Source organism: Wylensekiella montiformis, from assembly GCF_009697385.1.
Lineage (GTDB): Bacteria > Bacillota > Negativicutes > Selenomonadales > Selenomonadaceae > Selenomonas_A > Selenomonas_A montiformis.
Genome location: NZ_VUNL01000006.1, coordinates 25,268 through 40,764, shown reverse-complemented (window position 1 = coordinate 40,764; position 15,497 = coordinate 25,268). Strand labels below are relative to the sequence as shown.

Annotated in this window: 16 protein-coding genes and 1 other annotated feature; of the genes, 12 read left to right on the top strand and 4 right to left on the bottom strand. The window is 51.6% G+C overall.

Annotation, left to right across the window (positions count from 1 at the left end; translation table 11 throughout):
• The first annotated feature begins 3 nt into the window (after positions 1-3).
• Complete coding sequence (gene phoU, locus FYJ78_RS06495) at positions 4-684, top strand: phosphate signaling complex protein PhoU (RefSeq protein WP_154620591.1); 681 nt, start codon at positions 4-6, stop codon at positions 682-684.
• Here phoU and FYJ78_RS06490 read toward each other — a convergent pair.
• Positions 623-2,419 carry a sensor histidine kinase gene (locus FYJ78_RS06490; RefSeq protein ID WP_154620590.1) on the bottom strand — a complete coding sequence of 599 codons (1,797 nt, stop codon included), beginning with the start codon at positions 2,417-2,419 and terminating at the stop codon, positions 623-625. The two genes, phoU and FYJ78_RS06490, sit on opposite strands and share 62 nt — an antisense overlap.
• A 177-nt stretch (positions 2,420-2,596) precedes the next feature.
• Between FYJ78_RS06490 and FYJ78_RS06485 the strand changes: the two genes are divergently transcribed.
• From FYJ78_RS06485 to pstA, 3 genes are read left to right on the top strand one after another with little or no spacing between them, the layout of a single operon-like run.
• Positions 2,597-3,463 carry a phosphate ABC transporter substrate-binding protein gene (locus tag FYJ78_RS06485; RefSeq protein WP_154620589.1) on the top strand — a complete coding sequence of 289 codons (867 nt, stop codon included), beginning with the start codon at positions 2,597-2,599 and terminating at the stop codon, positions 3,461-3,463.
• A gap of 27 nt (positions 3,464-3,490) precedes the next feature.
• Positions 3,491-4,414 carry a phosphate ABC transporter permease subunit PstC gene (pstC, locus tag FYJ78_RS06480; protein WP_154620588.1) on the top strand — a complete coding sequence of 308 codons (924 nt, stop codon included), beginning with the start codon at positions 3,491-3,493 and terminating at the stop codon, positions 4,412-4,414.
• 1 nt (position 4,415) lies between these two features.
• Complete coding sequence (pstA, locus tag FYJ78_RS06475) at positions 4,416-5,267, top strand: phosphate ABC transporter permease PstA (protein ID WP_154620587.1); 852 nt, start codon at positions 4,416-4,418, stop codon at positions 5,265-5,267.
• 52 nt (positions 5,268-5,319) lie between these two features.
• Here pstA and FYJ78_RS06470 read toward each other — a convergent pair whose 3' ends face one another.
• The gene (locus FYJ78_RS06470; protein WP_154620586.1) at positions 5,320-5,517 is read right to left on the bottom strand and encodes a hypothetical protein; all 198 of its coding nucleotides are present in this window, start codon (positions 5,515-5,517) and stop codon (positions 5,320-5,322) included.
• Between the two features lie 17 nt (positions 5,518-5,534).
• Complete coding sequence (locus FYJ78_RS06465; protein ID WP_154620585.1) at positions 5,535-5,798, bottom strand: hypothetical protein; 264 nt, start codon at positions 5,796-5,798, stop codon at positions 5,535-5,537.
• A 284-nt stretch (positions 5,799-6,082) separates the two neighbouring features.
• Here FYJ78_RS06465 and FYJ78_RS06460 point away from each other — a divergent pair, with 284 nt between their 5' ends.
• The 4 genes from FYJ78_RS06460 (at position 6,083) to FYJ78_RS06445 (ending at position 9,782) form a co-directional block, all read left to right on the top strand.
• Complete coding sequence (locus tag FYJ78_RS06460; RefSeq protein ID WP_154620584.1) at positions 6,083-6,382, top strand: LysM peptidoglycan-binding domain-containing protein; 300 nt, start codon at positions 6,083-6,085, stop codon at positions 6,380-6,382.
• Between the two features lie 46 nt (positions 6,383-6,428).
• Positions 6,429-6,665: a binding site (T-box leader), on the top strand.
• Between the two features lie 42 nt (positions 6,666-6,707).
• A complete protein-coding gene (gene thrS, locus FYJ78_RS06455) occupies positions 6,708-8,627 on the top strand; it encodes a threonine--tRNA ligase (RefSeq protein WP_154620583.1) in 1,920 nt (639 codons plus the stop codon).
• 138 nt (positions 8,628-8,765) lie between these two features.
• On the top strand, positions 8,766-9,017 hold the full coding sequence (locus FYJ78_RS06450) for a hypothetical protein (RefSeq protein WP_195847894.1): 252 nt from the start codon (positions 8,766-8,768) through the stop codon (positions 9,015-9,017).
• A gap of 123 nt (positions 9,018-9,140) precedes the next feature.
• On the top strand, positions 9,141-9,782 hold the full coding sequence (locus FYJ78_RS06445; RefSeq protein ID WP_154620581.1) for an MBL fold metallo-hydrolase: 642 nt from the start codon (positions 9,141-9,143) through the stop codon (positions 9,780-9,782).
• On the opposite strand, the gene FYJ78_RS06440 is transcribed toward FYJ78_RS06445, so the two are convergent.
• Positions 9,774-11,405, bottom strand: coding sequence for an SGNH/GDSL hydrolase family protein (locus FYJ78_RS06440; protein WP_154620580.1), 1,632 nt, complete (start codon positions 11,403-11,405; stop codon positions 9,774-9,776). The genes FYJ78_RS06445 and FYJ78_RS06440 overlap by 9 nt on opposite strands.
• 128 nt (positions 11,406-11,533) lie before the next feature.
• Between FYJ78_RS06440 and cobO the strand changes: the two genes are divergently transcribed.
• The 4 genes from cobO (at position 11,534) to murB (ending at position 15,421) form a co-directional block, all read left to right on the top strand.
• Positions 11,534-12,070, top strand: coding sequence for a cob(I)yrinic acid a,c-diamide adenosyltransferase (cobO, locus tag FYJ78_RS06435; RefSeq protein WP_328597662.1), 537 nt, complete (start codon positions 11,534-11,536; stop codon positions 12,068-12,070).
• A 155-nt stretch (positions 12,071-12,225) separates the two neighbouring features.
• Positions 12,226-13,878 carry a dihydroxy-acid dehydratase gene (gene ilvD / locus FYJ78_RS06430; protein ID WP_154620579.1) on the top strand — a complete coding sequence of 551 codons (1,653 nt, stop codon included), beginning with the start codon at positions 12,226-12,228 and terminating at the stop codon, positions 13,876-13,878.
• Positions 13,879-13,978: 100 nt separating this feature from the next.
• Positions 13,979-14,476 carry a tRNA (cytidine(34)-2'-O)-methyltransferase gene (locus tag FYJ78_RS06425; protein WP_154620578.1) on the top strand — a complete coding sequence of 166 codons (498 nt, stop codon included), beginning with the start codon at positions 13,979-13,981 and terminating at the stop codon, positions 14,474-14,476.
• A 33-nt stretch (positions 14,477-14,509) separates the two neighbouring features.
• The gene (murB, locus tag FYJ78_RS06420; RefSeq protein WP_154620577.1) at positions 14,510-15,421 is read left to right on the top strand and encodes a UDP-N-acetylmuramate dehydrogenase; all 912 of its coding nucleotides are present in this window, start codon (positions 14,510-14,512) and stop codon (positions 15,419-15,421) included.
• The last annotated feature ends 76 nt before the right edge of the window (positions 15,422-15,497 follow it).

The following is a 15,497-nucleotide window of genomic DNA, read 5'->3' as shown; positions in this document are numbered from 1 at the left end:
ACGATGAAGAAGACCAGACAGGAATATATCCGGGATCTGCAGACGGTGCAGGATAAAGTGGCAATCATGGGCGAAACGGCCCGTCAGGCGCTGCACAAAGCCATGAAGTCTCTGATGGAAAGCGATCGGATGCTGGCCGAAGAGGTTATGAAAGCAGACGATGCAATTGATGATATGATTATCGATATTGAGGATTATTGCCTTTTGCTCATCGCCAAGCAGCAGCCGATTGCCCATGACCTCCGTGTGATTGCCACCGGATTCAAGATATCGACGGACATTGAGCGCATTGGCGATCATGCCTATGATATTGCCAAAACGGCTATGTCTTTTGATGCAGCATGGGAGTTGGATAAACTGCAGAAAATTTCTTCGCTGGGCGATTACGCGGAAGCTATGCTGGAAAAAGCGATCGAGGCGTATCGTCGGCGGGATGTCGTCATGGCGGATGAAGTGCGCAAGATGGATCAGGGAATGGACGATTTGGTGACGAAAACCTTCTACATGTTGTCAGGGATGGTTACGGAAGTGGCGGAACGCCAGAAACAAATTACACAGCTGCTGTTTGTCTCTCGTTTTCTGGAACGCATCGGGGATCATGCCGTGAATATCGCAGAATGGATCATTTATCTGGAAACGGCGGAACGGATTCACACGCAGAAGCATACGAAAACGTCAGTGTGAACGTGGTACCCTTTTCCGGGATGCTCTCCACCTGAATCCTTCCGTCGAAGAGCTCGACCAGAAATTTGACGAGGGAAAGACCGATGCCGTTTCCGCCTGTCTTGCGGGCGCGGGCTTTATCGACGCGGTAGAACCGGTCGAAGATACGGGGGAGCGATTCTTCCGGTATGCCGATACCGGTGTCCTGTATGGTGAACCATACTTGCTCTTTGTCCGTTTGACAGGAGGCGGTAATACATCCCCGTTCCGGAGTATATTTAATCGCATTATCAATGAGGTTGCGCAGGACCTGTTCCATCAGATCCTGCGCAGCCTTTATTGTTGGCGGCTCGGGCGAAAATATCAGCTTCAGCTGCTGATGCTTGGCCGAGGCTTTTTTCTGCAGGGAACCCGCCGCTGCCTGCAGCAGCTCATTTCCGCTGACGATCTGCTGAGGGATCTGCGCCTGATACGTTTTGTTTTCCAAACGGGTGAGCTGCAGCAGTTCCTGAATCAGGCGGGTCATGCGCTGCGCCTGCCGGTATATGACATCGGCGTAATGGTGCGAATCGTCAGGGGAGGTGAAGTCGTCCTCGCGCAGGATTTCAGCGAATCCCGAGATCGAGGTAAGCGGCGTCGCAAGTTCATGCGCAGCATTTCCCGTAAATTCGGCCTGACGCTGGTTCAGTTCCTGCAAAACGGAAATATCATGAAATACAGCCAGGACGGCGGGGGCTTTCTGATTCTGAAAGGCGGAGAGAAAGACGTCAAACGTGTGTGTTTCGTATTGCATGGTAAATGCTTCTGCCCGGTTGCTTTTCATGATCTGTCGTGCCTTTTCCGAAAGCAGAGCGCTGCCGATGAGATGGATGCTGTGATGAGGAAGCATGGATTCCTGTATGTGGAAAAGTTCACAGGCTTTGCGGTTGGCTTCAATGATTTTTCCTTGCGGATCGATCAACATGACCGCATTGTCCATTTGTTCCAAAATCAGAGAAAATTTATGCGCGTCGGCCTGTGCCTCTTTGATCTTTGCGGCAAGGCTGGCTGTCAACTTGTTGATGGTAAGGGCGAGCATATCGAATTCATCTCCGGTGCGGAGTCGGATGCGGTGCGACAGGTTTCCTTTTGTGATTTTTTGCGCATCGCGGTTCATAAGCAGGAGCGGGCGAAGCTGTCTTCGGGCCAGCCAGAAAGCAAGAGCCAGAGAAGCCGCCAGCGCCATCAGAAGAGCGACGGCGATGCTTCGGACGATCTGACGATATGCCTGCTCGGCGGGAGCCAGCGAAGTAGAGGTTCGTATGATGCCAATGAGCGTGTCGTCGCGATAAACAGGGATGGCCGCATACATCAGATTTTCATGCAGGGTATTGCTGTAGCGTATAGACGATCCGTAGTCGGAGGATCCGGATAAGGCCTGACGAACCTCTTCCCGGTTCAGATGATTGTCCAGCTTGTCTGCCGGTTCGGAGGTATCCGCTAAAACCGCCCCGTTGTTATCTAAAATAGTGATGCGCAGAGAGGTCTGACGGCTGATTTTATCGGCAATGCCGGCGAGATGCGGGTCTTTTTGATAGAGTTTGTCGGACAGCGTCGTATCAATTATGCGGGCGTTGAGGAGAAGCGTCGCCTGCTCGCTGGCCATCGTATTTTGATAGAAGAAATGCAGCAGATACCCGCTCAGACAGGCAAGGGAAATCAGCACGACAAGCAGAATGGATGCGGTAAACCGGCGGGTAATGTGGGCGTGAAGCATAGTGCAAACCTCCTTCGTGATAAAAATATTTTATCATAATATGTTCAGGATATGTTCAGGCCTGGGAATCGTTTTACCTAAAATTAACATAGCCGCAACAATTAGCGGTGAATAGTCTGTTAGCATAAAAGAAGAAAGCGAAAGGCTTTTGATTCAGTTCATTAGGAGGAGAGGAACATGTTTAACAAGAAAAAAATTGGTCTGGCAATGAGTGCCTTGATGGTTGCAGCAACCATGGTATTCACAGGCTGCGGCGGATCGCAGTCATCTTCCGGCGGGTCGAATGCGGCTGAAGCGTTGTCCGGCAAGGTCAGTGCTTCGGGATCTACCGCGCTTCTTCCGCTGCTGAAACCGGCTCAGGAAGCCTTTCAGGAGAAAAATGCCAAGGTTACGGTCAATGTGGCCGGCGGCGGTTCCTTTACCGGTATGAATCAGGTGGCAGAAGGTTCAGTGGATATCGGAAATTCCGATGTGAACCTGCCGGACGAATATAAAGATAAAGGACTGGTCGATCATAAGGTTGTTGTGGAGCCGTTCGTCTTTATCGTCGATAAGGAAAACAAGGTGGACAACCTCACGAGACAGCAGGTCATCGATATTTTGACCGGAAAGATTACGAACTGGAGTCAGGTCGGCGGTGCGGATCAGAAAATCACGCTGATTCATCGTGCTAAGTCTTCCGGTTCCCGTGCGACGATCAGCGATGTAGTCCTCAAAGGAGCTGCATTTACCGATGATGCGGTGATTCAGGATTCGAACGGTGCGGTTCGTGCGGCTATTGCAAGCACGCCGGGGTCCATTGGATACGTTGATGCGCCTTATGCCGACGATTCGGTCAAGGTGTTGAAATTCGATGGTGTGGAATTCACTGCACAGAACATTATCGATGGGAAATATCCGATTTATGGATATGGCCATATGTATACCAAGGGCGAGCCGAAAGGCGCAGTAAAGGCCTTCATCGATTATATCCTCAGCGATGAGTTCCAGAACAGTCAGGTAGAGAAGCTGGGATTTATTCCGGTCAGCAAAATGAAGAAATAAGTGACAGAAAAACAGGAGGCAATCACGATGGAACAGGCAGCAAAGTGCAGTAAACCTGTGGCGAGCCGGAGCCCCGGGCAGGGACATGAGCGCAGGTTATTCTATGACAAATGCGGGAAGTATCTCTTTGTTGCATCAGCCTGTTTCATGACGTTGATTATCTTTGCGATTATCTTTTTTGTAGGCAGACAGGGACTGCTGACTTTTACACAGGTAAGTCCGGTGGAATTCTTCGGCAGTGCCCGCTGGGATCCGTCGGCTGGAAGCTATGGAGCGTTGGCCTTTATCGTCGGGTCATTGACCTCTACGTTGCTGGCTGTGGCGCTGGGAACCCCGCTCGGCCTGCTCGGTGCGATTTTTCTGGCGAAGGTAGCGCCGGTCTGGCTCAGAAGGATCATGCGTCCGGCAACCGATCTTTATGTCGCCATTCCTTCGGTTGTATACGGCTATATTGGCCTTGTCCTGCTGGTTCCGTTCCTGCGCACACAGTTCGGCGTAACAACTGGCTTCGGTGTTTTAGCGGCTTCGGCCGTGCTGTCCATCATGATTCTGCCGACCATTCTTTCCATCAGTGTTGATGCGATTCAGGCGGTGCCGCGTCCATTGGAAGAGGCATCGCTGGCGCTGGGGGCAACCTGGTGGCAGACGATGGTTCATGTTGTCCTTCCGGCAGCTGCCCCGGGGATCCTGACCGCGGTTGTTCTGGCGATGGCCAGAGCCGTCGGGGAAACGATGGCGGTGCAGATGCTGATCGGCAATACGCCGCAGCTCATCACGTCCCTGTTTACTCCGACGGCCACGCTTACCAGTAATATCGTTGTGGAAATGGGCAATACTCCGTTCGGATCGGTTTGGGGGAACGCGTTGTTTCTCATGGCGTTTGTTCTGTTGATTCTGTCACTGGGAATGATTCTGCTGATTCGCCGCTTCGGGCAGAGAAAGGTGGCCTGACATGAGTTCACAAATACAGAACCGGATTGCGGTTGCCGGACTTTGGTGCGCGGGATTCTTCATCCTCGCTCTGCTGGCCGTATTTCTTGGATATATTCTTTACAAAGGACTTCCTGTCCTGAACCTCCACTTTATTCTGGGGCGGTCTAGTGACATTACAGCCGGAGGCGGTGTCGGGGCGCAGCTGTTCAATTCCTTTTATATGTTGCTGCTGTCCATGGCTGTGTCCATTCCGCTGGCAGTCGGCGCGGGGATTTATTTGGCGGAATATGCCAGAAATAACCGACTGACTCGTTGCATCCGGCTTTCGGTAGAGAGCCTGGCGACGGTGCCATCCGTTGTACTCGGATTGTTCGGGATGATTGTATTCGTCAATGAAATGCATTTGGGATTCAGCATACTCGGAGGAGCGCTGACGCTGGTTCTGCTGAACCTTCCGATGCTGGTTCGCGTGACAGAGGAATCCATCCGGACGGTGCCAAAATCCTATGAGGAAGCAAGTTTGTCTCTTGGCGCGACAAAATTGCAGACCATTTTCCGCGTGGTGCTGCCAAGTGCAATGCCGGGCATCATTACCGGCATTACGCTGACGGCAGGACGGGCATTGGGCGAAACAGCCATCCTGATTTTTACGGCAGGTACGACGGTGTCGCGGTTCATGTACGATACAGATGTCATGGCCGGTGGAGAAACACTGGCTGTCCATCTTTGGTATCTGATGAGCGCCGGCCTGGTTCCTGACCGGGATACGATCACTGATGGAATCGGCGCATTGCTTATTCTGACGATCCTTGTGTTCAACTTTTTGCTGATTTTGCCGCTCCGATATTTTCGTCATAGCGCCAAAAATTAAAACAAGCCGGCAGGTTATCGATGATTATGCGATAACCTGCCGGCTTTGCGCGTTAGGATAAAAGATTTCGAATAGCCGTACTGATGGCCAGCAAGACACAAAATACGGCGATACCTCCGGCTGCATAGGCAAAGCACCAGCCGTATTTTCGTTCAGCCCCATAGCCCTTTATATTGGTCCAGATGATGTCCAGCGTGACCAGCAGGACAATGAAACAAAAAATATCCGACACATAATGAAATAGATACATAACAAGGCCTTCTTTCTTCATCCGTAAACATGATACGTTTTCCATGGAATTTGCTCCGGCCGGATCGTTTTGAGAAAATCGACGATATCCTTGCGTCCGTAATAATGTGGCGTTCCTTCGGCATCCCGGCTCATCAGGATGATCGGCATGTTTGGGAAAAAGGCGGAGAGCTCCTGCCTGACTTGTATGATGCGAGTGGTATACATGGTGACAGAGTTCCGAACCGATACGACAGCGAACGTGACCCCTTGTTCGATGATGACTGCACCGTAAATGTTCATGGAAAAATCCTTTCTGATAGGAACGGTTTTGTTTTTATCCGATACTAACGGGCGCTGGGAAAGTTCGACTAAATTCAGAGGAAGTAAAAACCCTTTTGAATAAGTCTCACTTTATTCTATCAGATGCAAACGACACGTCAAGAAAAAAGATCAGACAACACGTTCCGCGAAAAAATGTTCGAAAAACACTTGCGGGAATATGCGTTCTGTGATAATATAAGAACATAATTTTGGAGAAAATATGTTTTCGAAAGATATGTTCTAATAAGAGAGGAGTGTCTGTCATGAAGAAACAGGGAATATGGCTGTTGGCGGCTGTGATGATTCTTATTGCCGTTTCTCCTTTGCATCTGACGAATGAATACCTGCGCAGCAATACCTTTGACCGGGTGGAGATACAGCAGGGGGAGGACATACAGTCTGTCGCCCGGCGCTATACAAGGGACGAGACAAGGGTCCGCGAACTGCAGCAGGCCATCATCGATGTTAACGATCTGAATCCGGACGGCAGCGGACTGCGTCAGGGGCAGGAGCTCTTGATTCCCCTGCTGCAGGCACCTGAGACACAGGTGGCAGAAAAATAAAGAAAATCCTTGACAGAATAAAAGGAGGCTCCTATAATAAGGTCAATCAAAGGCAATGAAGAAGACAATGCTGAGTACGAGCATCTTTCAGAGAGGGATACGGCTGGTGAGAGTATCCTAAGACAGCAGACACAGATACCGCTTCTGAGCCGCTGCATAGAAGTCTGGTGATATACTGGGTGTGTAGATGCAGACGGATTTTCTTCCGTTAACAGATACTGAGTGGCCATGGCTGCAGCGTGGCAATCAGGGTGGAACCGCGATGCAATGCTTCGTCCCTATGTTTTAGGGACGGAGCTTTTTTAGTTTAAGGAGGTAGAACCCCATGTTAAAGATTACGATGAAAGATGGTGCTGTACGCGAGTTTGAGTCCGGGAAAACGCTTCTGGATTTTGTTAAGAGTGTGAGCAACAGTCTGGCAAAGAAAGTTCTGGCAGCCAAAGTAGACGGGGAGACGAAGGATCTGTCGGCGATTCTGGACAAAGACTGTGCCGTCGAGTTCCTTACTTTTGATGATGCCGACGGCCGCTGGGCATTGCGGCATACCGCTTCTCATATTCTGGCGCAGGCCGTGAAGCGCTTGTATCCGGATCAGCATGTGAAGCTGGCGATTGGCCCGGCCATTGACAACGGATTCTACTATGATTTTGATATGGATAAAAAACTCAGCGAGGCAGATCTTGTCCATATTGAAAAAGAGATGAAGAAAATCGTTAAGGAAAATCTTTCCCTTGAGCGCAAAGAGGTCAGTCGTGCGGAAGCACTTCAATTCTTTGAGGAAAAGGGTGAGGACTACAAAGTAGAACTCATCCGCGATCTGCCGGATGATGCCTCCATTACGATGTATACGCAGGGAGAGTTCACGGACCTCTGCGCCGGCCCGCATGTCCTTACCACAGGAAAGGTAAAGGCGCTGAAATTGCAGAGCATCGCCGGAGCATACTGGCGCGGTGATGAGCACAACAAGATGCTGCAGCGTATTTATGGCACGGCCTTTGAAAAGCAGGCAGATCTAGATGCCTATCTGAACATGCTGGAAGAGGCGAAGAAACGCGATCACCGCAAGCTGGGCAAAGAACTGGATCTGTTCAGTTTGCACGAGGAAGGGCCGGGATTCCCGTTCTTCCATCCAAACGGCATGGTTATTCGCAATGAGCTGATTCAGTACTGGCGGGAAGTGCATCGCCGGTATGGCTATCAGGAAATCAAAACACCGATAATCCTGAACCGCAAGCTCTGGGAACAGTCCGGCCATTGGGATCATTATGCAGAAAACATGTATTTCACCAAGATCGATGGAGAAGATTATGCGATCAAGCCGATGAACTGCCCCGGCGGCATGCTGGTTTATAATTCCAGACAGCACAGCTATCGTGACCTGCCGCTGCGTTTGGGCGAACTTGGCCTCGTCCATCGCCATGAAAAGTCCGGCGAACTGCATGGACTGTTCCGCGTCCGCAACTTTACGCAGGATGATGCGCATCTCTTCGTTACGCCGGATCAGATTGAGGAAGAGATTCAGCATACAATTGATTTGTTTGACGAAGTGTACAGCACATTCGGTCTTACTTATATGGCGGAATTGTCCACACGTCCGGACGATTCCATGGGATCGGATGAAATTTGGGACAGAGCAACCAATGCGCTGCGCAATGCGTTGGAACATCGTGGCTTGAAATACGTGGTCAATGAAGGAGACGGCGCTTTTTACGGCCCCAAAATTGATTTCCATCTGCGTGACTCCATCGGGCGTACCTGGCAGTGCGGAACCATCCAGCTGGATATGCTCATGCCGGAGAAGTTTGATCTGACTTATGTGGGCGAGGATGGCGAAAAGCATCGTACCGTCATGCTGCACCGGGTAGTATATGGATCGATTGAACGGTTTATTGGTATTCTCATTGAGAATTATGCCGGAGCTTTCCCTGTCTGGCTGGCCCCCGTACAGATCCGCATCCTGCCGATTACGGAGAAACATGCGGATTACGCTTACGCACTCAAGAAGAAAATGTTTGTCCTCGGCCTGCGCGTAGAAGTCGACGACCGCAACGAAAAAGTCGGCTATAAGATTCGCGAGAGCCAAGTCAAAAAGACACCGTACACGCTCGTCGTCGGTGATCAGGAAGCTGCTGACAAGACGGTATCCGTCCGCAAACGCGGCGTGCAGGAAAGCGAGACGATGAAGATTGACGACTTCATCACCTATGTGCAGGAAAAAATCATCAGCAAAAGCAAAAAATTTTAATTCATTTTGCAGTTAAATATCTGACCGGTCAGATTGACAGTCGTTGACATGTCAATCTGGCCGGTCATTTTTGTGTCAGGAGAGTTTTAGGCGGATTATATCATTAGCCTGCACACTAAAAATCCATAGCAAAATCCCATGCGCTATTCCGCAGAGACGGAGCAGGCCCCGCGGAAGGTTGTGGAAAAGGCGTTTTTGAACATCATGAAGCGCAGTCATATCAAGGGCGATAAAATCATCGTTGAGGAGCGCAAGGCGGCAAAGAAAATCGATGATGTTTCTGGCGTGCACCTCCGCTCACCGTCGCGTATTGCGTCGAATGTGGTCCGGTTCCGTTTGCTCTGGCGTATGGGCGACCGGGCTATGAATAATAGGAAAAGGCTGGCGTGAGCGCGCTGCAGATCATGGATGCGGCTCTCCTGCGCCAGCCTTTTTGTGTTTTGCTTTTCTGGGAAATTTGTCCTACAATGGAGAAAAAGACGTTAGGTATGTTGAGATAGAGGAGAGATGTGTATGGTAATCCAGACTGTGGTCATGCAGTATATTCCGACCAATTCCTATTTCTATATTGATGACGATACCGGACATGGTTTTTTGATTGATCCGGGAGCAGAGGCGGACAAGCTGCTGGAAATTATTAATCAGCGTGAGTTTGTGATAGAACGGATTCTTCTGACACATGGCCATTTCGATCATATCGGAGCGGTGCAGGAGCTGCAGCAAAAATTGAAGATTCCGGTCAATATGCAAAAACACGGGTGTTTTTATGTAGAGCGGCCGGAATGGAATCTTTCTGCACAAACAAGTCAGCCGATTGTGCTCAGCGATGTGGAGTATCTGCCGGATGGAAGTGATATTGTTCTGGCGGCGAATCCGGATTTTCGGCTGCATATGGTGCCGGTTCCCGGTCATACGTCGGATGGCTGTATTTATTATAGTTTGAAAGATCGTGTCGCTTTTGTCGGCGATTCGGTTTTTCAGGGAAGTTATGGGCGTACGGATATGCCCGGCGGGGATGAAGATACGCTTCTTCAAAGCATTGCCCGCGAGATTCTCACGCTGCCGGATTCGATGACGCTGTTGAGCGGTCATTCTGAACCGACGACTGTGGCCGCGGAAAAGAAGATGCCATGGTATGCGCCGTATTTACTGTGAGTCCGGTTTGGCCAGCAGATGCTGGTTCTGATTGATGATTTCGCCCATGAGCATTTTCCCGTATACGTCAGGATGCAGTCCGTCAACCGAGAATACGGGGTCCATGCGGTCGTGCGACGGCGCATAGAAGCGGGGTTCCAGGTCGATGAAATAATCCTGCTGCCGGATCCAGCCGTTGATGGAAAAAAGTTTCTGACGCCATGAGGGATCGGTCGGGGTATGAAAGGCGAATTGGATGTTGTCGGGGTTGACGGGCATTAGCGTCAGAAAAATGGGGCGGATGTCATTCTCCACGCATTTCTCGCGGATGGCTTTTAGATCGTGGATGACCATTTCAGCAGAGATGTTGGGGGCGCGCAGGCTGTTTGTTCCCGTGAGAATCAGCAGGTTGACCGGATGAAACGGAAGAACGTCCTGATCGAAACGCTGCAGGGTCATGGCGGAGGTATCGCCGCTTCGCCCAAGATTTAGGCAGGGAAAATCGAGATAGGTGGTATAGCTGTATTCCAGCGCCGCTGGCGAATTGGATACGGCTCCGCCGCCATGCGTAATGCTGTCTCCTAACACGGCGGCCGTAACGCGTTCGGGCTGCTGCGGCATGGTGAAATGAGCGGTGTCTGACCATCTGCTGACAGGTTTTCCCTGCTTGTCAACGGCCCGGACACGCCAATAATAATCGCCGGCGTAGGGGCGTGGGTATTCATCGTAGCAGGCGGTAGCTGAGTCGACGATTCGCGACCATACGCGGTCCGGATCCGGCTGCGTTCCATTTTCCTCGGCAGGCGGATGGATCAGGAGCTCCACTTCGTAGCGGTTGATATTGTGCAGGGGGATCCACTGATATACGGGATAGACCGGCATTTGGAACCGGGGCATACTGTTGAAATCGTTCGGCAGAGGCTGGTCGGGCTGCGGCAGGCTGGCATCGATGTAGAGCGGTTCTGCTTTGGAAAATTCGCCGATCGGGTTGTGGCGGATATCGAGCGCCCGGACCCGCCAGTAAATAAATTTCCGGGAGGCGTATTTTTTCAGGTCGGCCTGCCAGCCATTGGTGAAGATTTGTTTGGTGCTTTCCAGATGGGTTTTGCTGGAAAGGCTGATACCGCCTTCCTGCTCAGGTCGGCCGGCGAGCAGTTCTACCTCATAGCAGACGGCGTTGGGAATGGAGTGCCAAATCAGGAAGGGCGCCGGACTTGCCGGGGTGTCTTCGGTGTAATGACTGATGATCGTCGGAGACAGTGGATTTTTGCTGTAGATTGGATTCTCGATCGGCTGCGACGGCGGTGTAAGCGGACCGAACATTCCGTAGGCCGTGATGCGGTAAAATACCGGGATGCTGCTGGGCGGTACGTCAAATGAGGTCGTCGCAGTATAGCCGCTGTCCAGCAGGCGGCAGTCCGGTTCATCTTCCAGACGGCCGGTGGTACGGGCATAGGTTTCTACTTTATAGAAACAGGGGTAAGGAAGGGGATCCCAGGAAAGCGTCAGATGGCCGTCCTGTTCATCAAAAGACGTTTCCATTGTCCTATTCTGCAGACCGAGCAGGTCTGTCTTTTCGGCCAGAAAGGCGACACATACCGTAAAGGAAAAAAGAATAAAAACAAAGAGAAAAAATTTTTTCATGCGAACACCAGCGATAATAAGATTTTTGCGAACGGAACGATTATGAAGGATAGCTCTGTTCGTAAATGATGGTTTTTATATACAGAAATACATAAAAGTAGTATAACATAAAACGGGAGGCGATGTGAGTGAAAAAGCATGGATTGGTGCTGGTTCATACTGGCGATGGAAAAGGAAAAACAACGGCCGCGCTGGGGCTTGCCATGCGGGCCTGGGGGGACGGGCTGCGCGTTTTGATTTTGCAGTTTATCAAGGGCGGACAGACTTATGGCGAGCTGAATACCATCCAGACTTTGGCTGAGGTCGACGGCCGGATTTGTGTGGAGCAGTGCGGGCTGGGGTTTACGCAGCGGGGCACTCGCACAGAGCCGGAACATCAGGAAGCTGCGGCAAGGGCTGTCGGCAAGGCGCGGGAAGCGATCCAGAGCGGAGCGTGGGATCTGATCATTCTGGATGAGATCAATTATGCGGTCAAGTTTGGTCTGATCGAAGAATCCGAAGTCCTTGGCTTGCTGGATCTCCGCCCTTCGGAGCTTCATTTGGTTCTGACCGGACGGGATGCCAGACCGGCCGTACTGGAACGTGCTGATCTGGTCACGGAGATGAAGATGGTCAAGCATCCTTATCAGAAGGGAATTCAGGCACAGAAGGGAATCGAGTTCTAATATCTGTTGCTTTGTAAAGATTTTAGGGTGAATCTATTGAAATACCCGAGAAACTGCGGTAAAATTGTAACTACATATTGAGTTTGTATCATCAAATGTCTGAGAGAAAAAGACATTTGATGCAAAGTATTGCTCAGGAGTAGGAGAGTTTTATCATGAGAAGTGATATTGTCAAAAAGGGCGCTACGAGATGCGCTCATCGTTCTTTATTTCATGCGAATGGATATGGGCCGGAGGATTTGAAAAAGCCGCTGATCGGTATTTGCAATTCATTTAATGAAATCATTCCGGGGCATATTCATCTGCGGGAAATTGCCGAAGCAGCCAAGCTGGGAGTGGCTGCAGCCGGAGGAACGCCGATTGAGTTTCCGGCTATCGGCGTTTGTGACGGTATTGCCATGGGCCATACCGGGATGAAGTATTCACTGGCCAGCCGGGAGCTGATCGCTGATTCTGTCGAGGCTGTGACCATGGCTTCGGGGTTCGACGGGCTGGTGCTTATTCCAAACTGTGACAAGGTCGTTCCGGGCATGCTCATGGCGGCAGCCCGTCTGAATATCCCCGCTATTGTTGTGTCAGGCGGTCCGATGCTGCCGGGACGGTTCCACGGGCGTGATGTTTCGGTCAGTCAGGCCTTCGAGGCGGCGGGCAAGTATGCAGCCGGAGAGATGAGCGACGCAGAGATGGAGGAACTGGAATCGAAGTGCTGCCCTGGCTGTGGTTCCTGTGCAGGACTTTTTACGGCGAATACGATGAACTCCCTGTCTGAGGTGCTCGGTATGGCTCTGCCGGGGAACGGCACGATTCCCGCTGCTTATAACGGCGCCCGTCGGCTGCTGGCAAAACGTGCCGGTGCTGTAATCATGGATTTGGTCTGCAATCATGTCTGCCCGCGCGATATTCTGACGCGTGAGGCTTTCGAAAATGCGATCACGGTAGATATGGGGATCGGCGGTTCTTCGAATACGGTGCTTCATCTGACTGCGATTGCGCATGAAGCAGGGCTGGAGCTTCCCGCGCCTTTGTTTGATGAGATTTCCCGCCGCACGCCGTATATTACGAAACTCAGTCCGGGCGGCCATCATCATATGGTGGATTTGGATGAAGCCGGCGGGATTTCCGCTGTGATGCACGAGCTTTCCCAAAAGGATCTGATTCATCTGGATGCTATGACTGTAACTGGCCCGATGGGGGATCGGATTCGGGATGCTGAGGTGCTGGACCGTGAGGTCATTCACAGCGTCGATCATCCGTACCGCAAGGAAGGCGGCATTGCGATTTTGAAGGGAAATCTTGCCCCCGACTGCGCAGTCGTCAAGGCGTCGGCTGTGGCAGAGGATATGCTTATTTATGAAGGCAAGGCAAAATGTTATGATTCCGAGACCGAGGCCTGTGACGCGATCATGGCGGGAGATATTCATGATGGCGATGTTGTGGTGATCCGTTATGAAGGGCCAAAGGGCGGTCCCGGTATGCAGGAAATGCTGAATCCGACGGCGGTAATCACCGGACGAGGGTTGAAGGTTGGTCTGATCACCGATGGACGTTTCAGCGGGGCCAGTCAGGGAGCCTGTGTCGGTCATGTTTCACCAGAGGCGATGGAAGGCGGTCCGATCGGTCTGATCGAGGATGGAGATATCATCTTGATTGACATCCCGAATCGGAGGCTGGAGCTCAAGGTAAGCGATGAAGAGCTGGCACGGCGCCGGGCGAAGTGGACGCAGCCAGAGCCGAAGATCAAGACCGGATATTTATCCCGCTATGCAAGGTTGACGACTTCTGCCAGCACAGGTGCGGTTTTGAAATGATTCCGGCAGACAACCCATCGGACCAGATCCGATGGGTTGTTTTTGTGTAAAGAATTCGTTATAATGGAAAGGCTAATGTGTCTGTTTTGAGGTGTCTGTTTTGCATATCGTTTTGATTGAACCGGAGATTCCGGGAAATACAGGAAATATTGCCCGGCTTTGTGCCGCCGTTGGCATGGAGCTGCATTTGGTAAAGCCGCTGGGGTTTTCAACGGATGATAAGTATTTGAAGCGTGCCGGACTGGATTATTGGCATTTGGTCCGGGTTCATTATCATGAGAATTTTGATGAGGTTCTGGCGATGTATCATGGCCACCGGTTTTTTTATTGTTCGACAAAAGCGCCGCGCTCTTATTCGGAAGCGGTGTTTGGGCCGGATGATATGCTGGTATTTGGCAAAGAATCGGCAGGAATACCGGAATCGATTCTGGATGAGCATTGGGACAGCTGCATACGCATTCCGATGATCGCAGGGGCGCGTTCGCTGAATTTGTCCAATTCTGTGGCGATTGTTGCTTATGAGGCCATGCGCCAGCAGAATTTTGTTCATTTGGCAGAGGCCGGACCGGGACTGCGCATGTGGAAGAACGGCAAGTGAGGATAGACGAAACAGGAAAGGATCGTAGTAGGGATGGATAAGAATTTTATCGAAGCGTGCCGAGGTGTGGTGAAGTCTGGCCGCGTTTTGCTCGATGAGCCGATGAGCCTGCATACGACGTTCAAGATCGGCGGTCCGGCTGACTGTCTGATCTTTCCGGCGACAATGGAGGAAACGCAGCAGATTTTGAAGCTGGTCAGGGACTATCATTTGCCGCTTACTTTGCTGGGCAATGGATCGAATCTCTTGGTTCGGGATAAGGGGATCCGTGGAGTTGTGGTGAAGTTCGGCGAGCCGATGTCCTATATCCGGTGCGAGGGGACGCGGATTATTGCCGGGGCCGGAGCTTTGCTCAAGGATGTTTCCGAATGCGCCGCAGAAAATCAGCTGACCGGTTTGGAGTATGCTTGCGGTATCCCCGGCAGTATCGGCGGAGCCGTATTCATGAATGCCGGCGCTTACGATGGGGAAACGAAAGATGTAGCGGCTCTCGTCCGGGCGGTTGATGGGGACGGTGCCGTTCATGTTTTTTCTGGTGATGCGTTGGAGCTGGGATATCGGCACAGCGTGTTTCAGACGAACGGCGAGGCGATCTGCGAGGTCGAGCTGCAGCTGCAGCCCGGCGATGGCAAGGCGATTCGCGCAAAAATGGATGATTTTACACAGCGGCGTGAAAGCAAACAGCCGCTGGATATGCCGAGTGCCGGCAGCACCTTCAAGCGGCCGGCCGGATATTACGCCGGTACGCTGATCGATCAGACGGGGCTAAAGGGTCTGCAGGTCGGAGGCGCGCAGGTATCGACAAAACACGCCGGTTTTGTCGTCAATGCGGGGAATGCGACGGCCGATGATGTGATCCGGCTGATTCGGGAGGTCCAGCGCCGGGTTTATGAGAAACATGGCGTGCGGCTTCAGCCGGAGGTCCGCATGATCGGTGAGGAATAAATAGCAGACGAGAAGAGTGGTTCGAAAAAACTGCCTGACAAAATTTGTTTCTGTCGGGCGGTTTTTCTTTTTTTAG

Bases quoted from the DNA above. Each gene is read 5' to 3' on its own strand.
- phoU (WP_154620591.1), top strand. From the start codon at position 4: ATGAAGAAGACCAGACAGGAATATATCCGGGATCTGCAGACGGTGCAG.
- FYJ78_RS06490 (WP_154620590.1), bottom strand. From the start codon at position 2,419: ATGCTTCACGCCCACATTACCCGCCGGTTTACCGCATCCATTCTGCTT.
- FYJ78_RS06485 (WP_154620589.1), top strand. From the start codon at position 2,597: ATGTTTAACAAGAAAAAAATTGGTCTGGCAATGAGTGCCTTGATGGTT.
- pstC (WP_154620588.1), top strand. From the start codon at position 3,491: ATGGAACAGGCAGCAAAGTGCAGTAAACCTGTGGCGAGCCGGAGCCCC.
- pstA (WP_154620587.1), top strand. From the start codon at position 4,416: ATGAGTTCACAAATACAGAACCGGATTGCGGTTGCCGGACTTTGGTGC.
- FYJ78_RS06470 (WP_154620586.1), bottom strand. From the start codon at position 5,517: ATGTATCTATTTCATTATGTGTCGGATATTTTTTGTTTCATTGTCCTG.
- FYJ78_RS06465 (WP_154620585.1), bottom strand. From the start codon at position 5,798: ATGAACATTTACGGTGCAGTCATCATCGAACAAGGGGTCACGTTCGCT.
- FYJ78_RS06460 (WP_154620584.1), top strand. From the start codon at position 6,083: ATGAAGAAACAGGGAATATGGCTGTTGGCGGCTGTGATGATTCTTATT.
- thrS (WP_154620583.1), top strand. From the start codon at position 6,708: ATGTTAAAGATTACGATGAAAGATGGTGCTGTACGCGAGTTTGAGTCC.
- FYJ78_RS06450 (WP_195847894.1), top strand. From the start codon at position 8,766: ATGCGCTATTCCGCAGAGACGGAGCAGGCCCCGCGGAAGGTTGTGGAA.
- FYJ78_RS06445 (WP_154620581.1), top strand. From the start codon at position 9,141: ATGGTAATCCAGACTGTGGTCATGCAGTATATTCCGACCAATTCCTAT.
- FYJ78_RS06440 (WP_154620580.1), bottom strand. From the start codon at position 11,405: ATGAAAAAATTTTTTCTCTTTGTTTTTATTCTTTTTTCCTTTACGGTA.
- ilvD (WP_154620579.1), top strand. From the start codon at position 12,226: ATGAGAAGTGATATTGTCAAAAAGGGCGCTACGAGATGCGCTCATCGT.
- murB (WP_154620577.1), top strand. From the start codon at position 14,510: ATGGATAAGAATTTTATCGAAGCGTGCCGAGGTGTGGTGAAGTCTGGC.